General features: G+C 68.0%; 20 protein-coding genes. 4 read left to right on the forward strand and 16 right to left on the reverse strand.

Annotated elements, in window-relative coordinates; genetic code table 11:
• Positions 1-2 precede the first annotated feature (2 nt).
• The 4 genes from V5F61_RS09860 to dusB form a co-directional block, all read right to left on the reverse strand.
• Positions 3-2,249 (reverse strand): sensor histidine kinase NtrY-like, encoded by a 2,247-nt coding sequence (locus V5F61_RS09860; RefSeq protein ID WP_393988255.1) that lies wholly within the window; start codon positions 2,247-2,249, stop codon positions 3-5.
• Between the two features lie 384 nt (positions 2,250-2,633).
• Positions 2,634-4,076: a nitrogen regulation protein NR(I) gene (ntrC, locus tag V5F61_RS09865; RefSeq protein WP_393988256.1), complete on the reverse strand. Its 1,443-nt coding sequence runs from the start codon at positions 4,074-4,076 to the stop codon at positions 2,634-2,636.
• Positions 4,077-4,083: 7 nt separating this feature from the next.
• Positions 4,084-5,211, reverse strand: a complete 1,128-nt coding sequence (locus V5F61_RS09870) for a two-component system sensor histidine kinase NtrB (protein WP_393988409.1) — start codon at positions 5,209-5,211, stop codon at positions 4,084-4,086.
• Between the two features lie 17 nt (positions 5,212-5,228).
• Positions 5,229-6,224 carry a tRNA dihydrouridine synthase DusB gene (gene dusB, locus V5F61_RS09875; protein WP_393988257.1) on the reverse strand — a complete coding sequence of 332 codons (996 nt, stop codon included), beginning with the start codon at positions 6,222-6,224 and terminating at the stop codon, positions 5,229-5,231.
• A gap of 259 nt (positions 6,225-6,483) precedes the next feature.
• Between dusB and V5F61_RS09880 the strand changes: the two genes are divergently transcribed.
• From V5F61_RS09880 to V5F61_RS09890, 3 genes are all read left to right on the forward strand, one after another.
• Positions 6,484-7,689, forward strand: a complete 1,206-nt coding sequence (locus V5F61_RS09880; RefSeq protein WP_393988258.1) for a bifunctional 2-C-methyl-D-erythritol 4-phosphate cytidylyltransferase/2-C-methyl-D-erythritol 2,4-cyclodiphosphate synthase — start codon at positions 6,484-6,486, stop codon at positions 7,687-7,689.
• A complete protein-coding gene (locus V5F61_RS09885) occupies positions 7,686-8,177 on the forward strand; it encodes a CinA family protein (protein ID WP_393988259.1) in 492 nt (163 codons plus the stop codon). Before V5F61_RS09880 ends, V5F61_RS09885 begins: the two co-directional genes overlap by 4 nt.
• A 94-nt stretch (positions 8,178-8,271) precedes the next feature.
• Positions 8,272-8,667 carry a rhodanese-like domain-containing protein gene (locus V5F61_RS09890; protein WP_393988260.1) on the forward strand — a complete coding sequence of 132 codons (396 nt, stop codon included), beginning with the start codon at positions 8,272-8,274 and terminating at the stop codon, positions 8,665-8,667.
• A 3-nt stretch (positions 8,668-8,670) separates the two neighbouring features.
• On the opposite strand, the gene V5F61_RS09895 is transcribed toward V5F61_RS09890, so the two are convergent.
• The 10 genes from V5F61_RS09895 to V5F61_RS09940 form a co-directional block, all read right to left on the reverse strand.
• A complete protein-coding gene (locus V5F61_RS09895) occupies positions 8,671-9,126 on the reverse strand; it encodes a type II toxin-antitoxin system RatA family toxin (RefSeq protein WP_393988261.1) in 456 nt (151 codons plus the stop codon).
• Positions 9,127-9,132: 6 nt separating this feature from the next.
• Positions 9,133-10,086 carry a lipoyl synthase gene (gene lipA / locus V5F61_RS09900; protein WP_393988410.1) on the reverse strand — a complete coding sequence of 318 codons (954 nt, stop codon included), beginning with the start codon at positions 10,084-10,086 and terminating at the stop codon, positions 9,133-9,135.
• 126 nt (positions 10,087-10,212) lie between these two features.
• Complete coding sequence (locus V5F61_RS09905; RefSeq protein WP_393988262.1) at positions 10,213-10,491, reverse strand: GlsB/YeaQ/YmgE family stress response membrane protein; 279 nt, start codon at positions 10,489-10,491, stop codon at positions 10,213-10,215.
• 113 nt (positions 10,492-10,604) lie between these two features.
• Positions 10,605-12,020: a dihydrolipoyl dehydrogenase gene (gene lpdA / locus V5F61_RS09910; RefSeq protein WP_393988263.1), complete on the reverse strand. Its 1,416-nt coding sequence runs from the start codon at positions 12,018-12,020 to the stop codon at positions 10,605-10,607.
• Positions 12,021-12,072: 52 nt separating this feature from the next.
• Entirely contained in the window at positions 12,073-12,672 is a 600-nt protein-coding gene (locus tag V5F61_RS09915; RefSeq protein WP_393988264.1) for a nucleoside 2-deoxyribosyltransferase, read from the reverse strand.
• A gap of 153 nt (positions 12,673-12,825) precedes the next feature.
• On the reverse strand, positions 12,826-13,062 hold the full coding sequence (locus tag V5F61_RS09920; RefSeq protein ID WP_393988265.1) for a YdcH family protein: 237 nt from the start codon (positions 13,060-13,062) through the stop codon (positions 12,826-12,828).
• Between the two features lie 169 nt (positions 13,063-13,231).
• Complete coding sequence (locus V5F61_RS09925) at positions 13,232-14,581, reverse strand: pyruvate dehydrogenase complex dihydrolipoamide acetyltransferase (RefSeq protein WP_393988266.1); 1,350 nt, start codon at positions 14,579-14,581, stop codon at positions 13,232-13,234.
• An 11-nt stretch (positions 14,582-14,592) separates the two neighbouring features.
• Positions 14,593-15,957, reverse strand: a complete 1,365-nt coding sequence (locus V5F61_RS09930; protein ID WP_393988267.1) for a pyruvate dehydrogenase complex E1 component subunit beta — start codon at positions 15,955-15,957, stop codon at positions 14,593-14,595.
• Between the two features lie 226 nt (positions 15,958-16,183).
• Entirely contained in the window at positions 16,184-17,197 is a 1,014-nt protein-coding gene (gene pdhA, locus V5F61_RS09935; RefSeq protein WP_393988268.1) for a pyruvate dehydrogenase (acetyl-transferring) E1 component subunit alpha, read from the reverse strand.
• Positions 17,198-17,359: 162 nt separating this feature from the next.
• Positions 17,360-17,752, reverse strand: a complete 393-nt coding sequence (locus tag V5F61_RS09940; protein WP_393988269.1) for an FtsB family cell division protein — start codon at positions 17,750-17,752, stop codon at positions 17,360-17,362.
• Positions 17,753-17,829: 77 nt separating this feature from the next.
• Here V5F61_RS09940 and V5F61_RS09945 point away from each other — a divergent pair, with 77 nt between their 5' ends.
• Complete coding sequence (locus V5F61_RS09945; protein ID WP_393988270.1) at positions 17,830-18,408, forward strand: flavodoxin family protein; 579 nt, start codon at positions 17,830-17,832, stop codon at positions 18,406-18,408.
• Between the two features lie 74 nt (positions 18,409-18,482).
• Here the strand turns inward: V5F61_RS09945 and V5F61_RS09950 are convergent, their stop codons facing one another.
• Complete coding sequence (locus V5F61_RS09950; protein WP_393988271.1) at positions 18,483-20,279, reverse strand: chloride channel protein; 1,797 nt, start codon at positions 20,277-20,279, stop codon at positions 18,483-18,485.
• 15 nt (positions 20,280-20,294) lie between these two features.
• On the reverse strand, positions 20,295-22,541 hold the full coding sequence (parC, locus tag V5F61_RS09955) for a DNA topoisomerase IV subunit A (protein ID WP_393988272.1): 2,247 nt from the start codon (positions 22,539-22,541) through the stop codon (positions 20,295-20,297).
• Positions 22,542-22,653: the final 112 nt, after the last annotated feature.

Consider the following 22,653-nt stretch of genomic DNA (forward strand, 5'->3'; position numbering starts at 1 on the left):
TCTCAGGCTCTCCCGGAAGCAGGTGCGGAAGGCGGCGTCTCCGCCGCCGGGGCGCTGCCGCCCGGCTGGCCGTCGACCCGCAGGCGCAGGCGGATCCATGCGCCGCGCCCTTCCGGTGAATCGTTGAGTTCGATGGAGCCGCCGTGCTCCTCCATGATCTTGCCCACGATGGCGAGGCCGAGGCCCGTGCCCTTCTCGCGGGTGGTCACGTAGGGTTCCAGCAGCCGGTTACGCTTGTCCTGGGGCAGGCCCATGCCGTTGTCGATCACGTCGACGACGAGGTCCTCACCCACCTGTTCCGCCTTGACCTTGATGCGCGGTGCGGCGCGCTCATTTTCTGGAACACCATCAATAGCTTCTGCCGCATTCTTCAGAATATTGGTGAGGGCCTGAGAGACCAGCCGGCGGTCGTAGCGGGCCGGCAGGGCGGTGGGGAGTTCGGTCTCGAAGGTGATGGCGGGGTGCCCCACCCGCATCAGGAACACTGTCTGGCGGATGGTCTCCGCAAGGTCCTGCGCGTCCACCACCGGCTTTGGCATGCGGGCGAACGACGAGAACTCGTCCACCATGCGGCCGATGTCTCCCACCTGGCGGATAATGGTATCCGTGCACTGGTCAAACACGTCGCGATCCTGGGTGATGTGACGCCCGTACTTGCGCTTCAGCCGCTCGGCGGAAAGCTGGATGGGCGTGAGCGGATTCTTGATCTCGTGGGCGATGCGCCGCGCCACGTCGGCCCAGGCGGAGGTGCGCTGGGCGGTAATGAGGGCGGTGATGTCATCGAGGGTGACGACCCAGCCGTGGTCCGCCTCGGAGGACTGCTCGGTGGTGACGCGCATGGCGAACACCCGTTCGCGCCCCTCGCGCTGAAGGGTGATGTTGCCCTGCACGATGCGCTGGCCGGCATGCTCGGCTTCCGCGATCAGCGCCGCCGTCTCCGGCACCACTTCCGCGAGCTTGCAGCCGAGGGCCTCCGCCTCGCTGAGGCCGAGCAGCCGTTCCGCCGAGCGATTGAGGATGGTCACACGCTCCTCGGCGTCGAGGCCGATCACCCCCGCGCCGACACCGGCGAGCACCGCCTCCGTGAACCGGCGGCGGCTGTCCATCTGGTCGCGCGCGCGCACGATGTCGTTGCGCTGGGTCTTCAGCTCCGAGGTCATGGTGTTGAAGGTCTCGGCGAGGCTCGCGAGGTCGCCTTCAGACTTGTGCACGGGCACCTGCACGTCGAGATTGCCGCCGGCCACCCGCTCGGCCGCCCACATCAGCCGCCGGATGGGCGCCACCAGCCAGCGGGCGAAATTGATGGCGAGCCACACCGCCGACAGCAGCACGATGAGCGTGACGAGCGCGTACATCAGCCCGAAGGCAAGCTGCACGTTGAAGCGCCGCTCCTCCAGCGCCCGGTAGTCCATCAACGTCTCGTGGGTGACCTTCAGGTAGCCGATGACGCGTGGGTCGATGGGGCGCGCCACGTAGAGGAACAAATCGTCGAAATTGCCGAGCGGCACCACCGCGCCCACGAAGTCGGCATCAGAGGGCAGGTAGATGATGGGTTGCTCGGAATTGGCGTCGTTGATGGCGATGTTGTCGGGCACCAGGTACTCGCGCTCGGTGCGCAGGTTCGCCCGCTCCACGGTGGTCAGGTCGCGCCGGATGATCTGCGCGCCCGGCACGTTCCGCAGCGCCGCCTGGGCGGTGAAGATCTGCAGGAACTTTTCCTTGTCGCTGTCGTAGAGCGACCGCAGGCGAGAGATGTCGTTGGCCATGGCGAGGACGTCGCCGCGGATGGAAAGCGCGTGCTCGCGCAGATAGTTCTGCGCCACCGAGCCCGCGGTGGCGACAATGTTCTGGGTGCGCGTGGAGAAATAACGGTCGAGGGTCCGATCAAGCGTCAGGCTCGCCACGATGGCCACCACTACCGCCGGCACTGTGGCGATGACGGCGAACAGCCCGACGATGCGGATCAGCAGCCGGGCCGCCGCCCGGCCGCGCGCCCGCTCACGGAAGATGCCCCACAGCTCGCGGCCGATGATGGCGAGCAGTGCCAGCCCTGCCACCCCGCACCCGGTCAGCACCCCCACCACCACCTGGGGCGTGGGCACGATCCGCGTCAGGCCCATGAGAATGAGGAAGGCCGCGACCGCCAGCGCCAGCGAGAGGGCCACCACGGCGGGAGCGAACATGCGCGCCAACATCCTGCGGCGGGGCTTGAGCAGCCCCTTGGCGTCGTCGGCCGGCGGTTCGATCATGTGTCGGTCGTCCCTCGGATTCCGTTTGATCCCATGCCCCGCGACTCATCGCCCGGCATGACATGCAGCCGGCGATGCAGTGGAACGACACTGGTGCAAAAATGTGACATTCGCCAGAGAGGCGGCAAGTTGTACCCAGCCGCAGTGGGGCGGAAGGTAGCCGGCGGTATCGCCTGGGTGTTGCATGCCGGTGACGCCGGACAGGCCGGAAAAGGCCGGACCCACGCGCATCAAGGCCCGGCGCGATGCACGGTAGGCGGCGCGCGTAGGTCCACCGGGTTCAGACGCGGCCAAAATTCGGCACCCGCGCGGCTTGCCTCCCTCACCAGAGACAAGGGCGCGAAAGCCGGCCGGCCGGGCGTGCTTGCAGCGCCCGGCCGCTTCTCACCGGCTGGTGCGGATGACCTGGATGTCGAGGTCGCGGATCTTCTTGCGCAGGGTGTTGCGGTTGAGGCCGAGCAGCTCCGCCGCCTTGATCTGGTTGCCCCGCGTGGCCGCAAGCGCTGCGGAAAGAAGGGGATATTCCACATCCTTCAGAATGCGGTGATAGAGGCCGGGCGGCGGCAGGTCCTCTCCAAAGCCGGCAAAATAGTTGTTCAGGTGCCGCTCCACGGAAGCCGAGAGAGTGGCGTCCACCGGCCCCTCCTCCGTCAGCGCGCTAGGCATCGGCTCGGAAAGCTCCGCGTCGATGATGGCGGTGGTGATGACCTCCTGCGGATAAAGTGCCGCCAGGCGCCGCACCAGGTTTTCCAGCTCGCGCACGTTGCCCGGCCAGCGGTAGCGCTTCAGCCGGTCGAGCGCGGCGGCGTCGATCTGCTTGGCCGGCAAACCTTCCCGCTCCGCCTGCAGGAAAAAGTGCCGCACGAGGTCGGGCACATCCTCGGAGCGTTCGCGCAAGGGTGGAAGACGCAGCGGCACCACATTGAGGCGGAAGAACAAATCCTCGCGGAACAACCCCTGCTGGATGAGCGTGCGCAGATCCTTGTTGGTGGCGGCGATGATGCGCACGTCGGTCTTGATGGGGGTGCGCCCGCCAACCGTCGTGTATTCGCCCTGCTGGAGCACGCGCAGCAGACGGGTCTGCGCCTCCATGGGCATGTCGCCGATCTCGTCCAAAAACAGGGTGCCGCCCTCGGCCTGCTCGAAGCGGCCGGGGTTGCGCGTGGTGGCGCCTGTGAACGAGCCCTTCTCGTGGCCGAACAGCTCCGACTCGATGAGGTCGCGCGGGATGGCCGCCATGTTGATGGCCACGAACGGACCTGTGCGCCGCTTGCCGTAATCGTGGAGCGCGCGCGCCACCAGCTCCTTGCCAGTGCCGCTCTCGCCCACGATCATCACGGTCAGGTCGGTCTGCATCAGCCGGGCGAGCAGGCGATAGATTTCCTGCATGGCCGGCGAGCGGCCCACCAGCGGAATGTTGTCCTGCTCCTCGGGCAGGAGCACGGCGCTGTCGCCCTTCTTCGGCTCCGCGAGGGCGCGCCCGACGATGGAGATCAGCTCCTTCAGGTCGAACGGCTTGGGCAGGTATTCATAAGCGCCGCGCTCGGAAGCGCGGATGGCGGTCATGAAGGTGTTCTGCGCGCTCATGACGATGACGGGCAGGTCCGGCCGCGCCTTCTTGATGCGCGGCAGGAGGTCGAATGCGTTCTCGTCGGGCATCACCACATCGGTGATGACGAGGTCGCCATCACCCTGGCTCACCCACCGCCAGAGGGTCGCTGCGTTGCCGCAGGAGCGCACTTCATATCCGGCCCGCGACAGGGCCTGATTGAGCACGGTGCGGATCGCGGCGTCGTCGTCGGCGACCAGGATGCTTCCGGTGGGCATGGACACCTCAGTTGGCCTCTCGGGAGGCGCTCTTGCCGCGATACATGGGCAGGAGCACGCGGAATGTGGTGCGGCGCGGCTGGCTCTCGCATTCGACGATGCCGCCGTGGTCGCCGATGATCTTCGCGACCAAAGCAAGTCCGAGGCCACTGCCGGTGGGCTTGGTGGTTACGAATGGGTCGAAGAGATGGGGCACGAGATCCTCGGGGACACCCTTGCCGTTGTCACGCACGCAGAACTCGAGCGGCAGGCTCACCCTGGAGGAGGCGCCGGGGACGGTGAGCCGCACGCCAGGCCGGAAAGCCGTGGTGAGCTGGATCTCGCCGTCCGGATCGCCGTCGATGGCCTCCGCCGCATTCTTCACCAGATTGAGGAAAACCTGGATCAGCTGGTCGCGGTTCGCGAACACCGGCGGCAGGGAGGGGTCGTATTCCTCCACGAAACGGATGTTGCGGCCGAAGCCGCTCATGGCCAGCGTGCGCACATGTTCCAGCACCGCATGGATATTCACCGGCTCGCGCTCCACCGGGCGCTCGTCGGAGAACACCTCCATGCGGTCCACCAGCTTCACGATGCGGTCCGCCTCGTCGCAGATGAGGCGGGTCAGGGCCCGGTCCTCGTCGCCGGCGGACTGTTCCAGGAGCTGCGCGGCGCCACGGATGCCGGAGAGCGGGTTCTTGATCTCGTGCGCCAGCATGGAGGCGAGCGCGCTCACCGAGCGGGCGGCGCCGCGGTGGGTGAGCTGGCGGTCCATCTTGTCGGCGATGGTGCGCTCCTGGAGCATCACCACCACGTGGTCCGGCCGCTCCGAGACGGGCGCCACATGGATGTCCACGATGCGCTCGCCACCGTTGCGCGGCGTGCCGAGGTCCACGCGATACTCGTTCACCGGCGCGCCGCGCTGGCGCACCTGCTCAATGAGGCCGAGCAGCGGCGTGCCGAACGGTACGAACTCCGTGAACGGCCGGCGCCGCAGCAGCGGCGCGCTGACCTCGAAGAAGGCTTCCGCCGCCGTGTTCGCGTCCACCACGTGGCCGGTATCAGAGATGGTGAACAGCGGATGGGGCACGGCGTCCAGGATGGCCCGCGTGAGGCACGTTTCCTGGTCCTGCTGCAACTTGTTCTTGTTGGTCATCTTCCTGGCTTCGGCCGTCATGCCGCAGCCCTCCACATGAGTTCGTCATAGGCGGCGGCAATGTCCGCCTTCACGGCAACCGGGTCTTCGGACGTGAGCAGGCGCGCGCGCCAGCGCCGGGTCCATTCCCCGCCGGGCCCTCCGGCGGCGTCGAGCGCCCAGCCCACATGCTTGCGCGCCTGGCGCAGGCCAAGGCCGACGCCGTAGAGCGCGAGCCACGCCTCGTAGAGCTCCAGCAGGATGTCGCGCTGCGCGGCAAGCGGCGGGTCCTGAGGGACATGCCCGTCCGAAAGCGCGTGGGCCACCTGGCCGGGAAACCACGGGCGCCCCTGCGCGCCGCGGCCGATCATCACCCCGTCGGCACCGGAGGCGGCGAGCATGGACACGGCATCCTCCGCGCGCACGAGATCGCCGTTCGCAATCACGGGGATGGTCACCGCCGCCTTCACCGCCCGGATGGCCGACCAGTCGGCCCGGCCGGTGTAGAATTGGCAGCGGGTGCGCCCGTGCACCGTCACCATCGCGAGGCCCGCCGCCTCGGCCATGCGAGCCAGAGCCACGGCGGTGGGGCCGGCCTCGTCCCAGCCGAGGCGCGTCTTGACGGTTACGGGCACGTTCACCGCCGCGCGCACCGCATCGAGAATGCGGCCGGCAAGCGGCAGGTCCCGCAGCAAAGCGGCGCCGGCTGCGCCCGTGGTGACGCGCTTCGTCGGGCAGCCCATGTTGATGTCGATGAGGCCGGCGCCGGCGGCCTCGGCCACGCGCGCCGCCTCGCCCATCCAATAGGGGTCGTTGCCGGCGATCTGCACGGCATGGAGCGCGACGCCCTCGCCTTCAGCGCGCAGCACCATCTCAGGGTGCCCCTCCAGCAGGGCGTTGCTCGCCACCATCTCGGAAACCGCGAGCCCCGCGCCATGACGCAGCGCCATGCGCCGCACGGGCGCATCGGTGATGCCGGCCATGGGGGCGAGGATGACCGCATTGGGCAGGATGTGCGGACCAATCCGCAGCATCGTGCACGGGGATATGTTGGGCGAAAGGGCGTCGTTTTGATGCACAGAAAATGGGCCGGGTGAACGCTGCCTATATCTTAGACATTTGTATCGACCATGCAAGTGCACTGTGCGCAGATGTGCAGCGCGGCACCAAATGCGTTCACACGCCCCATCCGAGCCGCTGCCCTTGCGCACGTGCGGCGGGCGGGCTTGAAAGGCGCCGGAAAGACGCGGCCCACGACGCCTCGACGCACACGATCTCCGGAAAGACACGCCCATGAACAATCCCAGGCGCTGCATCGCCATCGTGGTCGCTGCCGGCCGCGGCACCCGCGCCGGCGGGCCCCTGCCCAAACAGTACCGCATGCTGGGCGGCGAATCCGTCCTGCGGCGCACGCTAAGGCGGTTCGCGGAGCATCCGGACATCACCGGGGTGCTCGCCGTCATTCATAAGGATGATTCGGACCTCTTTGCGGAAGCCGCGCGGGATTTGCCCAAGATGCTGGCACCCGTGGCCGGTGGCGCCACCCGCCAGGATTCGGTGCGGGCGGGGCTGCGGGCCATCTCCGCCCAATCCCCGTGCAGTGTTCTCGTGCATGATGCCGCCCGCCCCTTCGTCTCTCCGGCTTTGATCTCGCGTGCCACTGAGGCCGCGGGCCGCTATGATGCCGCTATTCCCGTGCTGGCCGTCACCGACACCATCAAGGCGGTGAGCGACACAGGCTTCGTTGCCACCACGCTGGATCGGGCCGCGCTGCGCACCGTGCAGACGCCACAGGCGTTCGATCTCGACGCGCTGGCCATCGCCCACGAGGCGGCCGCTGCGGCGGGCATCACCCACCTCACCGACGACGCGGCGGTGATGGAATGGGCCGGCCACTCGGTGGCGACCTTCGAAGGGGAGAGCATAAACGTGAAGCTCACATCCGCGGAAGATCTCGCACGGGCAGAGCGCGCGGCTGGCGTCGGCGCCCTCTCAGACCTGCCTGACGTGCGCATGGGCACCGGCTTCGACGTCCATGCCTTTGCCCCTGGCGACCATGTGATGCTGGGCGGCATCGCGATTCCCCACGGCTTCGCCCTGGCCGGGCATTCGGACGCGGACGTGGGCCTCCATGCGCTCACCGATGCGATTCTGGGTGCGCTTGGGGATGGCGACATCGGCTCCCATTTCCCGCCCTCCGATCCGCAATGGAAGGGCGCCTCCTCCGACCGCTTTCTCGCCCACGCGGCGCACCTCGTGGCGGCGCGCGGCGGGCGCATCGCCCATCTCGACCTCACCATCATCTGCGAGGCGCCGAAGGTCGGTCCGCACCGCGAGGCCATCCGCGCCGCGGTGGCGCGCATCGCCGGCGTGCCCGTGAGCCGGGTGAGCGTGAAGGCCACCACCACCGAGAAGCTCGGCTTCACCGGCCGGCGGGAGGGCATCGCCGCCATAGCCGGCGCCACCATCCGCCTGCCCTTCACGGAGGACGACGCATGATCGATGCCGAGACCTATGCCACCGCTGAGATGGTGCTGGATGCGTTTCGCGAGCGGGGCTGGACCATCGCGACCGCCGAATCGTGCACCGGCGGCCTTGTCGCCGGGGCGCTCACCGCTGTGCCGGGCTCGTCCGACGTGGTGGACCGGGGCTTCGTGACCTATTCCAACACGGCCAAGATGGCGATGCTGGGCGTGCGGGAGACGATCCTTGCCGCCCATGGCGCGGTGAGCCGCGAGACGGCCTGCGCCATGGCCGAAGGCGCCCGCGCTGCGGCAGGCGTGAACGCCGCCGTCTCCACCACCGGCGTTGCCGGGCCTGGGGGCGGCTCTGAGGAGAAGCCGGTGGGGCTGGTGCATTTCGCCTGCGTCCGCCCGGATGGCACCCTGCGCCATTGCGAAATGCGCTTCGGCGACCTCGGCCGCGCCGAGATCCGCCGCCGCGCGGTGCTGGTGGCGCTGAGCCTGCTGGCGGAGGCTGCCCGGTAGCGCGGGGATTTCAGCCCCATATCCGCCGGCACCTTGACAGTGCCCGGGGTACAGCCTCTCCTCGCCCTAAATCACAGAACGAAGGAGGAGATTCATGCCCCAGACCATCACCCGCGGCTACAAGGCGCTGCTGGCGGAAGCCAATTCCCGTGTCGAGGCGCTGCCCCCTCAGGAAGCGGCGCGACTCATGGAGGAAGGCGCAAGCGTGCTGGTGGACGTGCGCGACCCGCGGGAACTGGAGCGCGAGGGGCGCATTCCCGGCGCCTTCCATTGCCCGCGCGGCATGCTGGAATTCTGGATCGACCCGGAAAGCCCCTATTTCAAGCCCGTGTTCGCAGAGGACAGGACCTTCATCTTCCTGTGCGCGGGCGGCTGGCGCTCGGCGCTGAGCGCCGCCACGGCCATGGACATGGGGCTGAAGCCGGTGAAGCACGTGGAAGGCGGCTTCAAGGCGTGGCGGGAAGCCGGTGCGCCGATGGAGCCGAAATAGCCTTCAGGCCTTCCGGAACACCTCGTCCGCCCGCGCCTCGAACGCATCGGCGAAGCGGCGGAAGGCGGCGTCGAACATGGCGCCCATGAGCAGACCCAGCGCGCGGGAGCGGAATTCGTAGGAGATGAAGAACTTCACCTCGGATTCGCTTTCGCCGCGCGGCAGGAATTCCCAGCGGTTGTCGAGCCGGCTGAACGGGCCGTCGAGATATTCCACGTGGATGGCGAGGCGCGGGCGGTCGAGCATGACCCGCGAGGCGAAGGTCTCGCGGATCATCTTGTAGGCGACGGTCATGTCCGCCACCAATATCTCCACGCCGTCCTCGGAGCGGGTTCGCCGCTTCACGCGCAGCGCCGCGCACAGGGGCACGAACTCGGGGTAGCGCTCCACGTCGGCCACGAGGTCGAACATGTCAGCGGCGGCGTGCTTCACACGCCGCGCGTTGGAAAAGGAAGGCACGGTCGCTCAGGCCCGCCGCAGCTTGGCGGCGCGGGCCTCGCGCAGCTTGGCAAAATCCTCGCCCGCATGGTGGGACGAACGGGTGAGCGGGCTCGACGACACCATCAGGAAGCCCTTGGCGAAGGCCACCGTCTCATAGGCCTTGAACTCGTCCGGCGTCACGAACTTCTCGACCTTGTGGTGCTGCCGGGTGGGCTGCAGGTACTGGCCGATGGTGATGAAGTCCACCTCCGCCGAGCGCAGGTCGTCCATGAGCTGGAGCACCTCGTTCCGTTCCTCGCCCAGGCCCACCATGATGCCGGACTTGGTGAAGATGGAAGGGTCGAGCTCCTTCACCTTCTGCAGCAGGCGCAGGGAGTGGAAATAGCGCGCACCCGGCCGCACGGTCAGGTACTTAGAGGGCACGGTTTCCAGATTGTGGTTGAACACGTCCGGCTTGGCGGCGACCACCACCTCCAGCGCCCCATCCTTGCGCAGGAAGTCGGGCGTGAGAATCTCGATGGTGGTCTTCGGGCTCGCGACGCGGATGGCGGCGATGGTGCGGGCAAAATGCTCCGCCCCGCCATCCGCCAGGTCGTCGCGGTCCACAGAGGTGATGACCACGTGGGAGAGCCCCAGGCGTCCCACCGCATCGGCCACCTTCTCGGGCTCTTCCTGGTCGAGCGGCCCCGGCAGGCCGGTGCGCACGTTGCAGAAGGCGCAGGCGCGGGTGCACGTGTCGCCCATGATCATCATGGTGGCGTGCTTCTTTTCCCAGCACTCGCCGATGTTGGGGCAGCCGGCTTCCTCGCACACGGTGTGCAGGCCGTTGGCGCGCACGATGCCTGCGGTCTCAGACCAGCCGGCCGAGCCGGGCGCCTTCACGCGGATCCATTCCGGCTTGCGCTGCACCTCGGTGAGAGGCTTATGCGCCTTCTCCGGGTGGCGGGGACGGTTCAGCGTGTTGATCACATTGACCATGGCGTTGTCCAACTTCATGCGGTTGCCGGCGCGCGGCCAACCGATCTCCCGGCGTGTGGGGGGAGCTTTTCCATATAGGCGAGCGCCCTCCCCCGCGCCACCCGCCCGTTCGGCCCAAGCCTCCCGCTAGCGGGAGCGGATGGCGCGCCAGCCCCAGAGCAGGATGATCGCGCCCACGATGGCGGCGACCAGCGTGCGGAAGAAGCCGAACACCGGAATGGCAAGCTGGGTCGCCAGCCATCCGCCGAGGAACGATCCCAGGATGCCCACCACCAGATTGGTGAGAAGCCCGTGGTTGCTTTCCGTCACCCGCTCCGCCACCCAGCCGGCGATGACGCCGATAAGCAGCATGGAGAAGAAGCCGACGCCCGGCTGGTTCAGGAATGCGTAGGTTTCGGTATCCATCCTCGCCCCCCGCGTCACCTTTGCCGGCCCAAAAGACGCGGCTTTCCTTCTTAACCGAAAATCCGCGCGGGCGCAGCGGTGGGCGGTGCCCAGGCGCCGCTGCGCCTCCTTCTTCAGATGTGGATGGCGCGGCCGTAGGCGGCCATGACGCTCTCGTGCATCATCTCCGAGAGGGTCGGGTGCGGGAACACCGTGTGGATCAGCTCCTCCTCGGTGGTCTCCAGGTTCATGGCCACCACGAAGCCCTGGATCAGCTCGGTCACCTCCGCCCCCACCATGTGAGCGCCCAGAAGCTCGCCGGTCTTGGCGTCGAAGATGGTCTTGACCAGCCCGTCCGGCTCGCCGAGCGCGATGGCCTTGCCGTTGCCAATGAAGGGGAAGCGGCCCACCTTGACCTGCCGTCCGGCTTCCTTCGCTTTCTTCTCGGTGAGACCCACGGAGGCGATCTGCGGCATGCAATAGGTGCAGCCGGGGATCTTGCCCTTGTCCATGGGATGGGTGTGGAGGCCCTTGATGGTCTCCACGCAGATGACACCTTCATGCTCGGCCTTGTGCGCCAGCATGGGCGCGCCGGCGATGTCACCGATGGCGTAGACGCCGGGCACGTTGGTGCGGCCATAGCCGTCGATGGCGATGATGCCGCGCTCGTGCTTCACGCCGATGGCTTCGAGCCCCAGGCCCTCCACATTGCCCACCACGCCCACGGCCGAGATCATGCGCTCCACCGCGATGTCGTGCTTGGCGCCCTTCTCGTCCACCACATGCACGGTGAGGCTGTCGGCGTGCTTGGTGACGCCCGCCACCTTGGCGCCGGACATGATCTTCATGCCCTGCTTCTCGAAGCGCTTGCGGGCGATGGCGGCGATCTCCTCGTCCTCCACCGGCAGGATCTGCGGCAGCACCTCCACCACCGTCACTTCCGCGCCCATGGTGCGGTAGAAGGAGGCGAACTCGATGCCGATGGCGCCGGAACCCATCACCAGCAGGCTCTTGGGGGTCTTCTCCGGCACCAGGGCGTCGAAATAGGTCCAGATCAGCTTCTTGTCGGGCTCCAGGCCCGGCAGAGCGCGCGGGCGGGCGCCGGTGGCGACGATGATGTGCTTCGCCTCATAGTCGCCGCCGCCCTTGGCGCCCTTGGGCGGGTTGGCGGCCGCCTCCACCTTCAGCTTGCCGGGGGCAGCGAAGGTGGCCTTGCCCCAGATCACGTCGACCTTGTTCTTGTTCAGCAGGAAGCCCACCCCGGTGGCGAGCTGGGAGGACACCCCGCGCGAGCGCTTCACCACGGCAGCAATGTCGAAGGAGGGCTTCTCCACCGACAGGCCGTAGTCCTTCGCATGCTCCATGTAGTGGTAAATCTCTGCCGAGCGCAGCAGAGCCTTGGTGGGGATGCAGCCCCAGTTGAGGCAGATGCCGCCCAGGTGGCTCTTTTCCACCACGGCAGTCTTGAAGCCGAGCTGCGCGGCGCGGATGGCGGCCACATAGCCGCCGGGGCCGCCGCCGATGACGATGATGTCGTAGGTATCCGCCATGGGAGCCTCCTCGCAATGCCGCCGCGCCGCGCGCCTTCGGCAGGGTCAGGGATTAGGGTGCAGGGATCTGGGGTGAAGAAAGGGGAAGCCGGCCCGCGGCGCGAGCCTCGGCCAAAGCGCCGAGCGCCCGCTCGAACAGGGTGAGGTCGCGGAACGGCTCCGCGGCGGGGGTCTCGGCCTGGATCACCGGCAGGCGGCTCGCCTCGAGCGCCTCGGCCAGCATCAGATTGTCGAAATGGCCGAAGTCCTCCACATGGAGCCCGTCGGCCAGGAACGTGTGCGCCCCGCTTTCCTCCGCGCGCCCGATCGCCCCGTGCGCGCGGTGCAGGAGCTCGCCCGGCGCGTTGCTGTAGGCGGCCACCGGCTTGCCCAGGGCGAAGGCGAAGCCCACCTCGAACGCGGTGCCGGGATCGGCGCTGATGCCGCGGAACGGCGTGAGATTGGCCAGCACCGCATCGGCGGCGCGCATCAGGGAGAGATTGTTGGCGAAGATGGTGCGGGAGAGCGTACCCCCCTCGTCCACCAGCAGTGGCTCGCCGTCGATGGGGAAGAGGCCGGTGAAGCCGAACCGGGCGCACAGCTCCAGCTTGCGCCGGCCGATCTCGCGCGCATCATCGAGGAAGACTTCGGGGCCGGCGAGATAAAGCTTCATCAAGGTCGCCCTTCAACACGGTCGCGCTGCCGCCGGAACCTTCGCTTGCTCGGGTCCCCAGGCCCGCGCCGCCTGCGCGAAAGGTCATGCCCTTCGGCGTGACATGCGGCGCTCGCCGCGTTCCGGCGAGCCGGGCTGCGGCGAGCGCGAAGCTCACTTGGAAAGGATGGCGTAAAGCTCGTCCTTGAGCTGCATGCGCGCGCGGCGCATGGCCTCCACTTCCTCGTCGCCGGTGGGCTCCACGTCGGTCTCTGCGCGGTGCACCTTGCCGTTCACCTCGTGATAGGCGTCGTAGAGCTTCGCGAAATGCGCGTCGCTCGTCTTCAGGGACTGGATCTTCGCGGCATATTCCGGGAAGTCGGAGGCGAGCTCGTGGGGCGTGTTGCTCATTTTCATTCACCTGTGTTGGGCGCCGCCGGCTGATTGGCGCCGCCAGTCATCGCAGAGCGCCGGGTGGGCGCATGCGGCACGCGGGTCGCGCGCCGCATGCGCCTTATACCAGCCCGGCGCGGAGGAAAATCTGCCCCGCCGGGCTGTTGACGCGCTCATGCACGCGCCGTCACACCAGCATGGACATGGGCTTTTCGATGAAGCCCTTGAACGCCGCCAGCAGCTCGGCGCCCAGGGCGCCGTCCATCACCCGGTGGTCGCAGGTCATGGTGACGGTCATCTGCGTCACCACCTTCATCTCCCCACCGCGCGCCACCACCCGCTGCTCGGAGGCGCCGATGGCGAAGATGGAGGCCTGCGGCGCGTTGATGATGGCCGTGAAGTTACGGATGCCCATCATCCCCAGGTTCGATACCGAGGACGAGCCGCCGGAATATTCCTCCGGCTTCAACTTCTTGGCGCGGGCGCGGGTGGCGAGGTCGCGCATCTCGTTGGAGATGACGGAGATGGTCTTCTGCTCCGCCTTCTTCACCACCGGGGCGTAGAGGCCGCCGTCGATGGCCACCGCCACGCCGACATCCGAGTGCTTCATGCGCAGGATGCGATCCTCGGCCCACACCGCGTTGCAGGCCGGCACCTTCTGGAGCGCGAGGGCCAGCGCCTTGATGATGAAGTCGTTCACCGAGACGCGGTAGCCGGGCTTGCCGTCCTTGTCCTTGGGGGCGTTGGCGTTCACCTGCTCGCGCAAAGCGGAGAGATCGTCGAGGTCGCAATCCACCGTCAGGAAGAAGGTGGGCGTCACCTGCTCGCTCTCCACCAGGCGGCGGGCGATGGTCTTGCGCATGCCGTCGAGCTGGACTTCGTCATAGGAGCCGGGCTCGAACAGAGCCTTGACCTGCTCCACGCCGGGCGCGGCGGCAAGGGCGGCCTTGGGCGCGGCAGCCGGGGCAGCGGCGGGAGCCGAGGCGGCGACGGGCGCAGGTGCTGCCTTGGCCCCCGGCTGGGCCGCCTCGATGTCGCGGGCGATGATGCGGCCGTGGGGCCCGGAGCCGGCGACAGCCGCGAGATCCACGCCCTTGTCCTTGGCAAGGCGCCGCGCCAGCGGCGAGGCGAACACGCGACCGGCCGAGGAGGCCGCAGCAGGCGCGGCGGCAGGCGCCGGAGCTGCCGCAGGAGCATTCGCAGCCGGAGCGCTCGGGGCGGAGGGGGCCGGCGCCGGGGGAGTGGCGGGCGCTCCGCCCTGCCCTGCCGAGGCCGCGACCGCCTTCGGGTCCTCGCCCTCGGCCGCCAGCACGGCGATGAGCTGGTTCACCGGCACATCCTGGGCGCCTTCCGGCACCAGGATCTTGGCCAGCACGCCCTCGTCAACGGCCTCCACCTCCATGGTGGCCTTGTCGGTCTCAATCTCGGCGATCACGTCGCCGGACTTCACCGTATCGCCTTCCTTCTTGACCCACTTGGCGAGGTTGCCCTTCTCCATGGTGGGGGAAAGGGCGGGCATCAGGATATCGATGGGCATCGCGGAACCCCTCAGCGATAGGTCACGGCGCGGACGGCCTCGATCACCTCGGCGACCGACGGCAGGGCGAGCTTCTCGAGATTGGCGGCGTAGGGCATGGGCACGTCCTTGCCGGTCACGCGCAGCACCGGGGCGTCGAGATAGTCGAACGCCTTGTCCATGAGCTGGGCGGCGATCTCGGCGCCGATGCCGGACTGCGGCCAGCCCTCTTCCACGGTGACGCAGCGACCGGTCTTCTTCACCGATGCCACGATGGTCTCCACATCCATGGGGCGGATGGTGCGCAGGTCCACCACTTCCACCTCGATGCCCTGCTTGGCCAACTCGTCCGCCGCCTTCAGCGCATAGGTCATGCCGATGGAGAAGGAGACGATGGTGGCATCCTTGCCCGCCCGCGCGATGCGCGCCTTGCCGATGGGCAGAACATAGTCATCCAGCTTAGGCACCTCGAAGGAGTGGCCGTAGAGGATCTCGTTCTCCAGGAAAATCACCGGGTTGGGATCGCGGATGGCGGCCTTCAGCAGGCCCTTGGCATCGGCCGCCGAATAGGGGGCGACGACCTTCAGGCCCGGCACGTTGGAATACCAGGCTGCGTAATCCTGGCTATGCTGGGCGCCGACCCGGGCGGCCGCGCCGTTGGGGCCGCGGAACACGATGGAGGAACTCACCTGCCCGCCCGACATGTAATGGGTCTTGGCAGCGGAGTTGATGATGTGGTCGATGGCCTGCATGGCGAAGTTGAAGGTCATGAATTCGATGATGGGCTTCAGCCCCGCGAACGCCGCGCCCACGCCCACGCCGGCGAAGCCGTGCTCGGTGATGGGCGTGTCGATGACACGCCGCTCGCCGAACTCCTGCAGCAGGCCCTGGGTGATCTTATAGGCGCCCTGGTATTCGGCGACCTCCTCACCCATCACGAACACGTCGCCGTCGCGGCGCATCTCCTCGGCCATGGCATCGCGCAGGGCCTCGCGCACGGTCATGGAGACGTATTCGGTGCCGGCCGGCACCTCCGGGTCGCTCGCCGCGACGCTCACCGGCTCGGCCGCCGCCACCACGGCAGGCACAGCCACCGGCGCAGGGGCCTGCGCCACGACGGCGGGATTGACGACCGGCGCGGCGCTCACGTCCTCGCCCTCGGCGGCGATGATGGCGATGGGCGTGTTCACCGCCACGTCCTGTGTGCCCTCCGGCACCAGGATCCTGGCGAGCACGCCCTCGTCCACCGCCTCCACCTCCATGGTGGCCTTGTCGGTCTCGATCTCGGCGAGCACGTCGCCGGATTTCACCGTGTCGCCTTCCTTCTTCACCCACTTGGTGAGGTTGCCCTTCTCCATGGTGGGAGACAGGGCCGGCATGAGGACGTCGATGGCCATGGCTGTCAGCTCTTGCTCGGCGGCGCTCCGGGCACGGGGGCCTCGCCCCCCGCGGACGCGCGCGGATGTTTCTGAGGGAAGGCGGGGATCGCCGCGGCGCCCGCCACGAACGCCCGAAAGGAAATGCGGCGCATGCCACGCGCCCGGCCGTCCGCCTTCGCCGCGACTCTCCCCGCCGCCAAGGCGGCGCGCGGGGGGATCGGGCAGGCGGCGGCCATGGGCGCGCTCAGCGCAGCATGTCGGTGTAGAGCTCGGAGGGGTCCGGCTCCGGGTCGTGAGTCGCGAAATCGGCGGAGGCGGCGACGATGTCGCGGACCTCGGCGTCGATCTTCTTCAGCTCTTCCTCGGTGGCGCCGTGCTCGTTCAGCAGGCGGGTGCGCACTTGCTCGATGGGATCGTGCTCGGTCCGCATCTTCTGCACCTCCTCCTTCGACCGGTACTTGGCCGGATCGGACATGGAGTGGCCGCGATAACGGTAGGTCTGCATCTCCAGGATGTAGGGACCATTGCCCTCGCGGGCAAAGGCCAGCGCCCGCTCGCCGGCGGCGTGCACGGCGCGCACGTCCATGCCGTCCACCTGCTCGCCGGGGATGTTGAAGGACGCGCCGCGCTTGGAGAAGTCCTGCTGCGCGGAGGAGCGGGTCACCGAGGTGCCCATGGCGTATTTATTGTTCTCGATCACGTACACGACCGGCAGCTTCCAAAGCTCCGCCATGTTGAAGCTCTCGTAGACCTGCCCCTGGTTGGCCGCACCGTCGCCGAAATAGGTGACGGACACCGCGCCGTTGCCCTTGTAGCGGTCAGCGAAAGCAAGGCCGGTGCCGAGCGAGACCTGCGCGCCCACGATGCCGTGACCGCCGAAGAACTGCTTCTCGATGCTGAACATGTGCATCGAGCCGCCCTTGCCCTTGGAATAGCCGCCGCGGCGGCCGGTGAGCTCGGCCATGACGCCGTTGGGGCTCATGCCGGCGGCCAGCATGTGGCCGTGGTCGCGGTAGCCGGTGATGACCTGGTCGCCATCCTTCATGGCCATCTGCATGCCCACCACCACGGCCTCCTGGCCGATGTAGAGGTGGCAGAAGCCGCCGATGAGGCCCATGCCATACATCTGGCCCGCCTTCTCCTCGAAGCGGCGGATCAGCAGCATCTCGCGGTAGGCGGAGAGCTCGTCTTCCCTCGTGAAGGTTGCAGTCCCGCCCGCGGCTGTGGCGGCGCGTGCGGCGGATTTCCTGGGAGCCATCGGCGACCTCTGGATGCGCTGAAATCGCCGGACTCTCTAGCGCACCTTCCACCACCCGCAAAGCGCGAATTGTGGTTATTGCACCGCAACACGTTGTAAACTCTTGATTTTGAATGATTGAACTGAAAATAGGTTCAACTGTGAAATGAACTCAAACTCAGTTCATTTGCTGCGCAGCAGCACCAAATCCTTGGGGTGAATGAAGTTGAGCTGGCGCCGCCCCTCCTCATCCAGCATGTCCGGATCGAGACGGGTCGCGGCCAGCAGCGACACCTTGTTCTCGATCGCCTGCCGCTGCGCCTTCAGGGCGGCGAGCTCCGCCGTCAGGTGCTGCGCCTCCTGCTCGTAGTTGCGCTGCGCGACGATGCCGTGATCGCCCGTGTAGGCGTTATAGGCAAAGTAGGCGATGAGCGCGGCCGCCCCGATGTGCAGGGCCAGGGTGGCGAGCGCGGATTGGAGGCGGGAGCGGCTTTGCATGGCGCCATCATCGACGCTGCCGGTTTCCATGCCCTTAAGGATGGCGTGAAGAACGCCGCATTGCATCAACGCATACACCGATTGCGCATTAGCGTCTGGAAAGCGTCAGATTTGCACGGCAGAAGAGGGGCGACCGAATTTCAGGGGAGACTCACATGTCCAAGCCCGTTGTCGCCATCGTTTATCACTCCGGCTACGGCCACACGAAGGTCCAGGCCGAAGCCGTGCTCGCCGGCATCAAGGAAGTGGAGGCCGTGGACGGCGTCCTCATCTCCGTCGACGAGGTGGATTCCAAGTGGGAGGTGCTGGACGGCGCCGCCGCCATCATCTTCGGCTCGCCCATCTATATGGGCAACGTTTCCGCCGGCTTCCAGGCATTCGCCGAGAAGAGCTCCAAGCGCTGGATGTCCTTGGCGTGGAAGGACAAGCTCGCCGCTGGCTTCGTGAATTCCGGCAGCCAGAGTGGCGACAAGGCGCAGGGCCTGAATGCGCTCATCACCCTGTCCCAGCAGCACGGCATGGTCTGGGTCGGCCTGGGCCTGCACCCCGGCAACAACTCCTCCACCGCTTCCATCAACGACCTGAACCGCCTCGGCGGCTTCGGCGGCGCCTTCGCCCAGTCGAATGTGGACCAGGGCGCGGACGTGGTGCCCCCGGAAGCCGATCGCAAGACCGCCGCCCACCTCGGCAAGCGCGTGGCCGAGGCCGCCGTGCGCTGGACCCGCGGCGCCTGAGCGTCGTCCTCGCCGCTGCTGTCATGTGATGATGCCGAAGCCCGGGCGCTGCCCGGGCTTTTGCGTTTGCGCGTTCAGTCCTCCGCGCCCAGGCCGCGGCGGGCCATGTCGAGGCGTTCCGCATAGCTGCGCAGCACATGGGATTCGCTGAGCAGCCCCACCAGCCGGCGAGAGCCGGCATCGCTCACCACCGGCAATTCCTCCGCGCCGGCCCTCTCGAACGCGAGCGCGGCTTCCTTCACGTTCATGGCCGGCAGCAGCATGGCATCGGCGTGCCGGGCGACCTCACGCGCGGACGCATCAGGAGCGAAACGGGGCGCATGGGCCTCCGAGACGCGGACGATGCCGGCATATTCGCCCGCAGAGTCCACCAGCACCACGACCCGTGCCTTGCCCAGCGGGAAGGCCGCGCGAAGCGCGCCCACGGTCCCGCCCTCCGGAAAGGTCCGCATGTCCGTACGCATCATGGCGGCGACGGTGAGATCGCGCATCCAGCCCACATCCTGCGCGCCGCGGATGCTTTCGCCGCGCAGGTGCAGGCGCCAGGTGGAGAAGGAATAGCCGAAGGTTTCCCGCACCGTCAGCGAGGTCACCGCCGCCGCGCTCACCACGAGGCCGGTGAGGGTGAGATCGCCAGTCATCTCCAGCACCAGGAAGCTCATGGTGAGCGGGCCGCCGATGACGCCCACCGCCAGTGCACCCATGCCCGCCACCGCCGCGAGCTGCGGCGCGAGCCCCAGCCCCGGCATGAGGAGCTCGGCCGCCGCCGCATAGAGCTTGCCCATCACCGCCCCCAGGAACAGGGAGGCGAAGAACAGCCCGCCGCGGAAGCCGGACCCGACCGAGAGCGCTGATGCCACCACCTTGAGCGCGAAGATGGCGGCGACCGACCATGTCACCGCGCTTCCCACCTGCGCATGCAGCGCGCCGTGCCCATCCGAGAGCACTTGGGGCGAATAGAGCGCGAGGCATCCCACGGCCAGCCCCGCAAGGCCGGTGCGCAGCGGCCCCGGCAGGCGGCTGCGCGCCACCGCCCACTCCACCGCCGTCACGAGCCGCATGATCGAGATGGCCACCGCGGCCGCCACCAGCCCGAGCGCGGCGAAGGGCACGAACTGGGACGGCTCGGCCACCGGCAGGTGGGTGATGGCGAGCGAATCGGCATGCAGCCCCAGGGCCCGAGCCGTAAGCACCCCGCACATGGTGGCCGTGAGCACCGGTACGGCGGCCGGTATGGAATAGACCCCGATGATGAGCTCGAAGCCGTAGAAGGCGCCCATCAGCGGCGCATCAAAGGCCGCGCCCAGGCCGGCGGCGGCCCCTGCCCCGACCAGAATACGCATGTCGTTGCGCCGCAGGCCGAACACGCGCCCGAAGCGCGAGCCGATGCCGCCGCCGATCTGGCTGTAGCCCGCTTCCAGCCCCAGCGAGGCGCCGAAGCCGTTGGAGACCATGGTCTGCAGCGACAGGATGATGCTGTCCGTCAGCGACATGCGCCCACCGTGGAGCGCGTTGGCCTCGATGGGATCGACGATGGCATGGGGCCGCCAGTGCTTCAGCGCCAGGGCGCCGAAGCCCATCAGCAGGCCACCCGCCGCCGGCACCAGCACCAGCCAGGGCGAGACGAGCGCCGCCGAGGCGCTGAGCCGTTCGCCGGGCGAGAGTCGGAACAGCACCTCGTGCATCAGCTGCGTGCCGAAGCTCATGGCCGTCGCCGCAGCACCGGCGCACATGCCGATGAAGGCCGCGAGCACCACCACCAGCACCGCACGGGCCCGCACCTGCGCGCGCACCAGTTCCCACAGGCGAAACCAGAAGCCAAGCACCCCGCTGCGCGGCCGCGCGCCGGCATCCTGGGGCGGCGCGGCCATGGCCGGGCCCCGCCCTTAGGAGAACTTGTTCGTGCGCGGGAAGCCCTTCGGCGGCAGGCGGCCGGAGCTTGCCCGCTCGCCCTGCCAGTCGAGAAGCTCCGTCACGGTCCAGGTACGGCCGGACGTGTCCTCCCAGGTGAGGCCGCCGGCCATGGGGAACACCTTGATGTCCGAGAGCCCGCCCTCGCGATAGCGCTGCAGGCGCACACCGCGGCCGCGCGTCATCTCGACCACCTGATTGAGCGGGAACAGCAGCAACTTGCGGTTGTCGCCGATCACCGCCACCCAGTCGCCCTCCACGAAGCGCACGGCCAGCGCCGCATCCGGCGGATCGGTGACGAGCACCTGCTTGCCCTTGCGGGTGTTGGCGATGCATTCGTCCTCGCCCACCACGAAGCCCCGCCCCTCGCGGGAGGCCACCAGCAGCTTACGGCCGGGCTGGTGGGCGAAGACGGAGACGATTTCCGTTTCCTGGTCGAGGTCGATCATGAGGCGGATGGGCTCGCCATGGCCGCGCCCGCCCGGAAGCTTGGCGGCATCGAGCGTGAAGAAGCGCCCGTTGCTGGTGAACACCATGAGCTTGGAGGTGGTCTCGGCGAAGAAGGCGTGGCCGAGCGCGTCGTCAGTCTTGAACTGAAGGTTGGAGAGGTCCTGCTGGTGGCCCTTCAAGGCGCGGATCCAGCCCTTCTGCGAGACGACGACGGTGATGGGCTCGCGCTCCACCAGCGCCTCGGTAAAGGCCTCCTCGCCCAGCTCGGGAGCGGCGGCGAAGGTGGTGCGGCGCTTGCCGAGGGCGGTTTCGGGCCCATAGGTCTTGCGGGTCTCGCGGATCTCCCTGGCTATGGACTTCCACTGCGCGCCCTCGGAGCCCACCAGCTTGTTGAGGGCATCCTGCTCCTTGGAGAGGGCGTCGTGCTCCTTGCGGATCTCCATCTCCTCCAGCCGGCGCAGGGATCGCAGGCGCATATTGAGGATGGATTCAGCCTGCACGTCGCTCAGCTCGAAGGTCCGCATCAGCTCCTGCTTGGGCTCATCCTCCTCGCGAATGATGCGGATGACCTCGTCGAGGTTGAGATAGGCGATGAGGTAGCCGCCCAGCACCTCCAGCCGGTGGGCGATCTGCTCCAGCCGGTAGCGGGAGCGGCGCAGCAGCACCTCGCGCCGGTGGTCCAGCCACTCGCGCAGCGCCTCGGCGAGGGAGAGCACCTTGGGCACCTGCCCGCGCACCAGCACGTTCATGTTGAGCGGCACGCGCGCCTCAAGCTCAGTGAGCTTGAACAGGCTCTCCATGAGAACTTCGGCATCCACCGTGCGGGCACGGGGCTCCAGCACCAGGCGGATGTCCTCCGCGCTCTCGTCGCGCACATCGGCGAGCAGCGGCAGCTTCTTGTCCGTCAGCAGCTCGGCGATTTTTTCCACGAGCCGCGATTTCGCGACGCCGTAGGGAATCTCGGTGACCACCACCAGATAGGTGCCCCGGCCGGTCTCCTCCTTGTGCCAGCGCGCACGCACGCGGAACGAGCCGCGCCCGGTGGCATAGGCCTCAGCCACGCCCACGGGATCATCCACCAGCACGCCGCCGGTGGGGAAGTCCGGCCCCGGCACGTATTTCAGCAGGTCCACGGCGAGCGCGTTGGGGTGCTCCACGAGGTGCAGCGCCGCATCCAGCAGTTCCGCCGCATTATGGGGCGGAATGGAGGTGGCCATGCCCACGGCGATGCCCTGGGAGCCGTTCGCGAGCAGGTTCGGGAAGGCCGCCGGCAGCACCACCGGCTCCTCCTCGGAGCCGTCGTAAGTGGGGCGGAAATCCACCGCGTCTTCGTCGATGCCCTCCAGCAGCAGGCGGGCGGTCTCGGTGAGGCGGGCCTCAGTGTATCGCATGGCGGCGGCGTTATCGCCGTCCACATTGCCGAAGTTGCCCTGTCCATCCACCAGCGGATACCGCTGCGCGAAGTCCTGGGCGAGCCGGACCAGGGCGTCGTAGACCGACTGGTCGCCGTGGGGATGAAACTTGCCGATGACGTCGCCCACCACGCGGGCGGACTTCTTGAACGCCTGCCCCGGATCGAGCCGCAACTGGCGCATGGCGTGCAGGATGCGCCGGTGCACGGGCTTCAGGCCATCGCGCGCATCGGGCAGCGCGCGATGCATGATGGTGGAGAGCGCATAGGCGAGGTAGCGCTCCTCCAGCGCCGCCTTCAGCGCGACATTCTCGATGTTCCCGCCGGGAGGGGCGGGGGGCGGAAGAGTACGGGTGGCCATGCTTTGGCAGTACCGCGCGCCGCCCGCCCCGACAAGGCGCTTGTGCGCCGCGCCCTTGCCTCACGGAGCAACGGAGATTCACGAAAATGGCGCCGCGCGGCCACCCCGGCCC

Source organism: Xanthobacter sediminis (assembly GCF_043195015.1).
Taxonomy (GTDB): Bacteria; Pseudomonadota; Alphaproteobacteria; order Rhizobiales; family Xanthobacteraceae; genus Xanthobacter.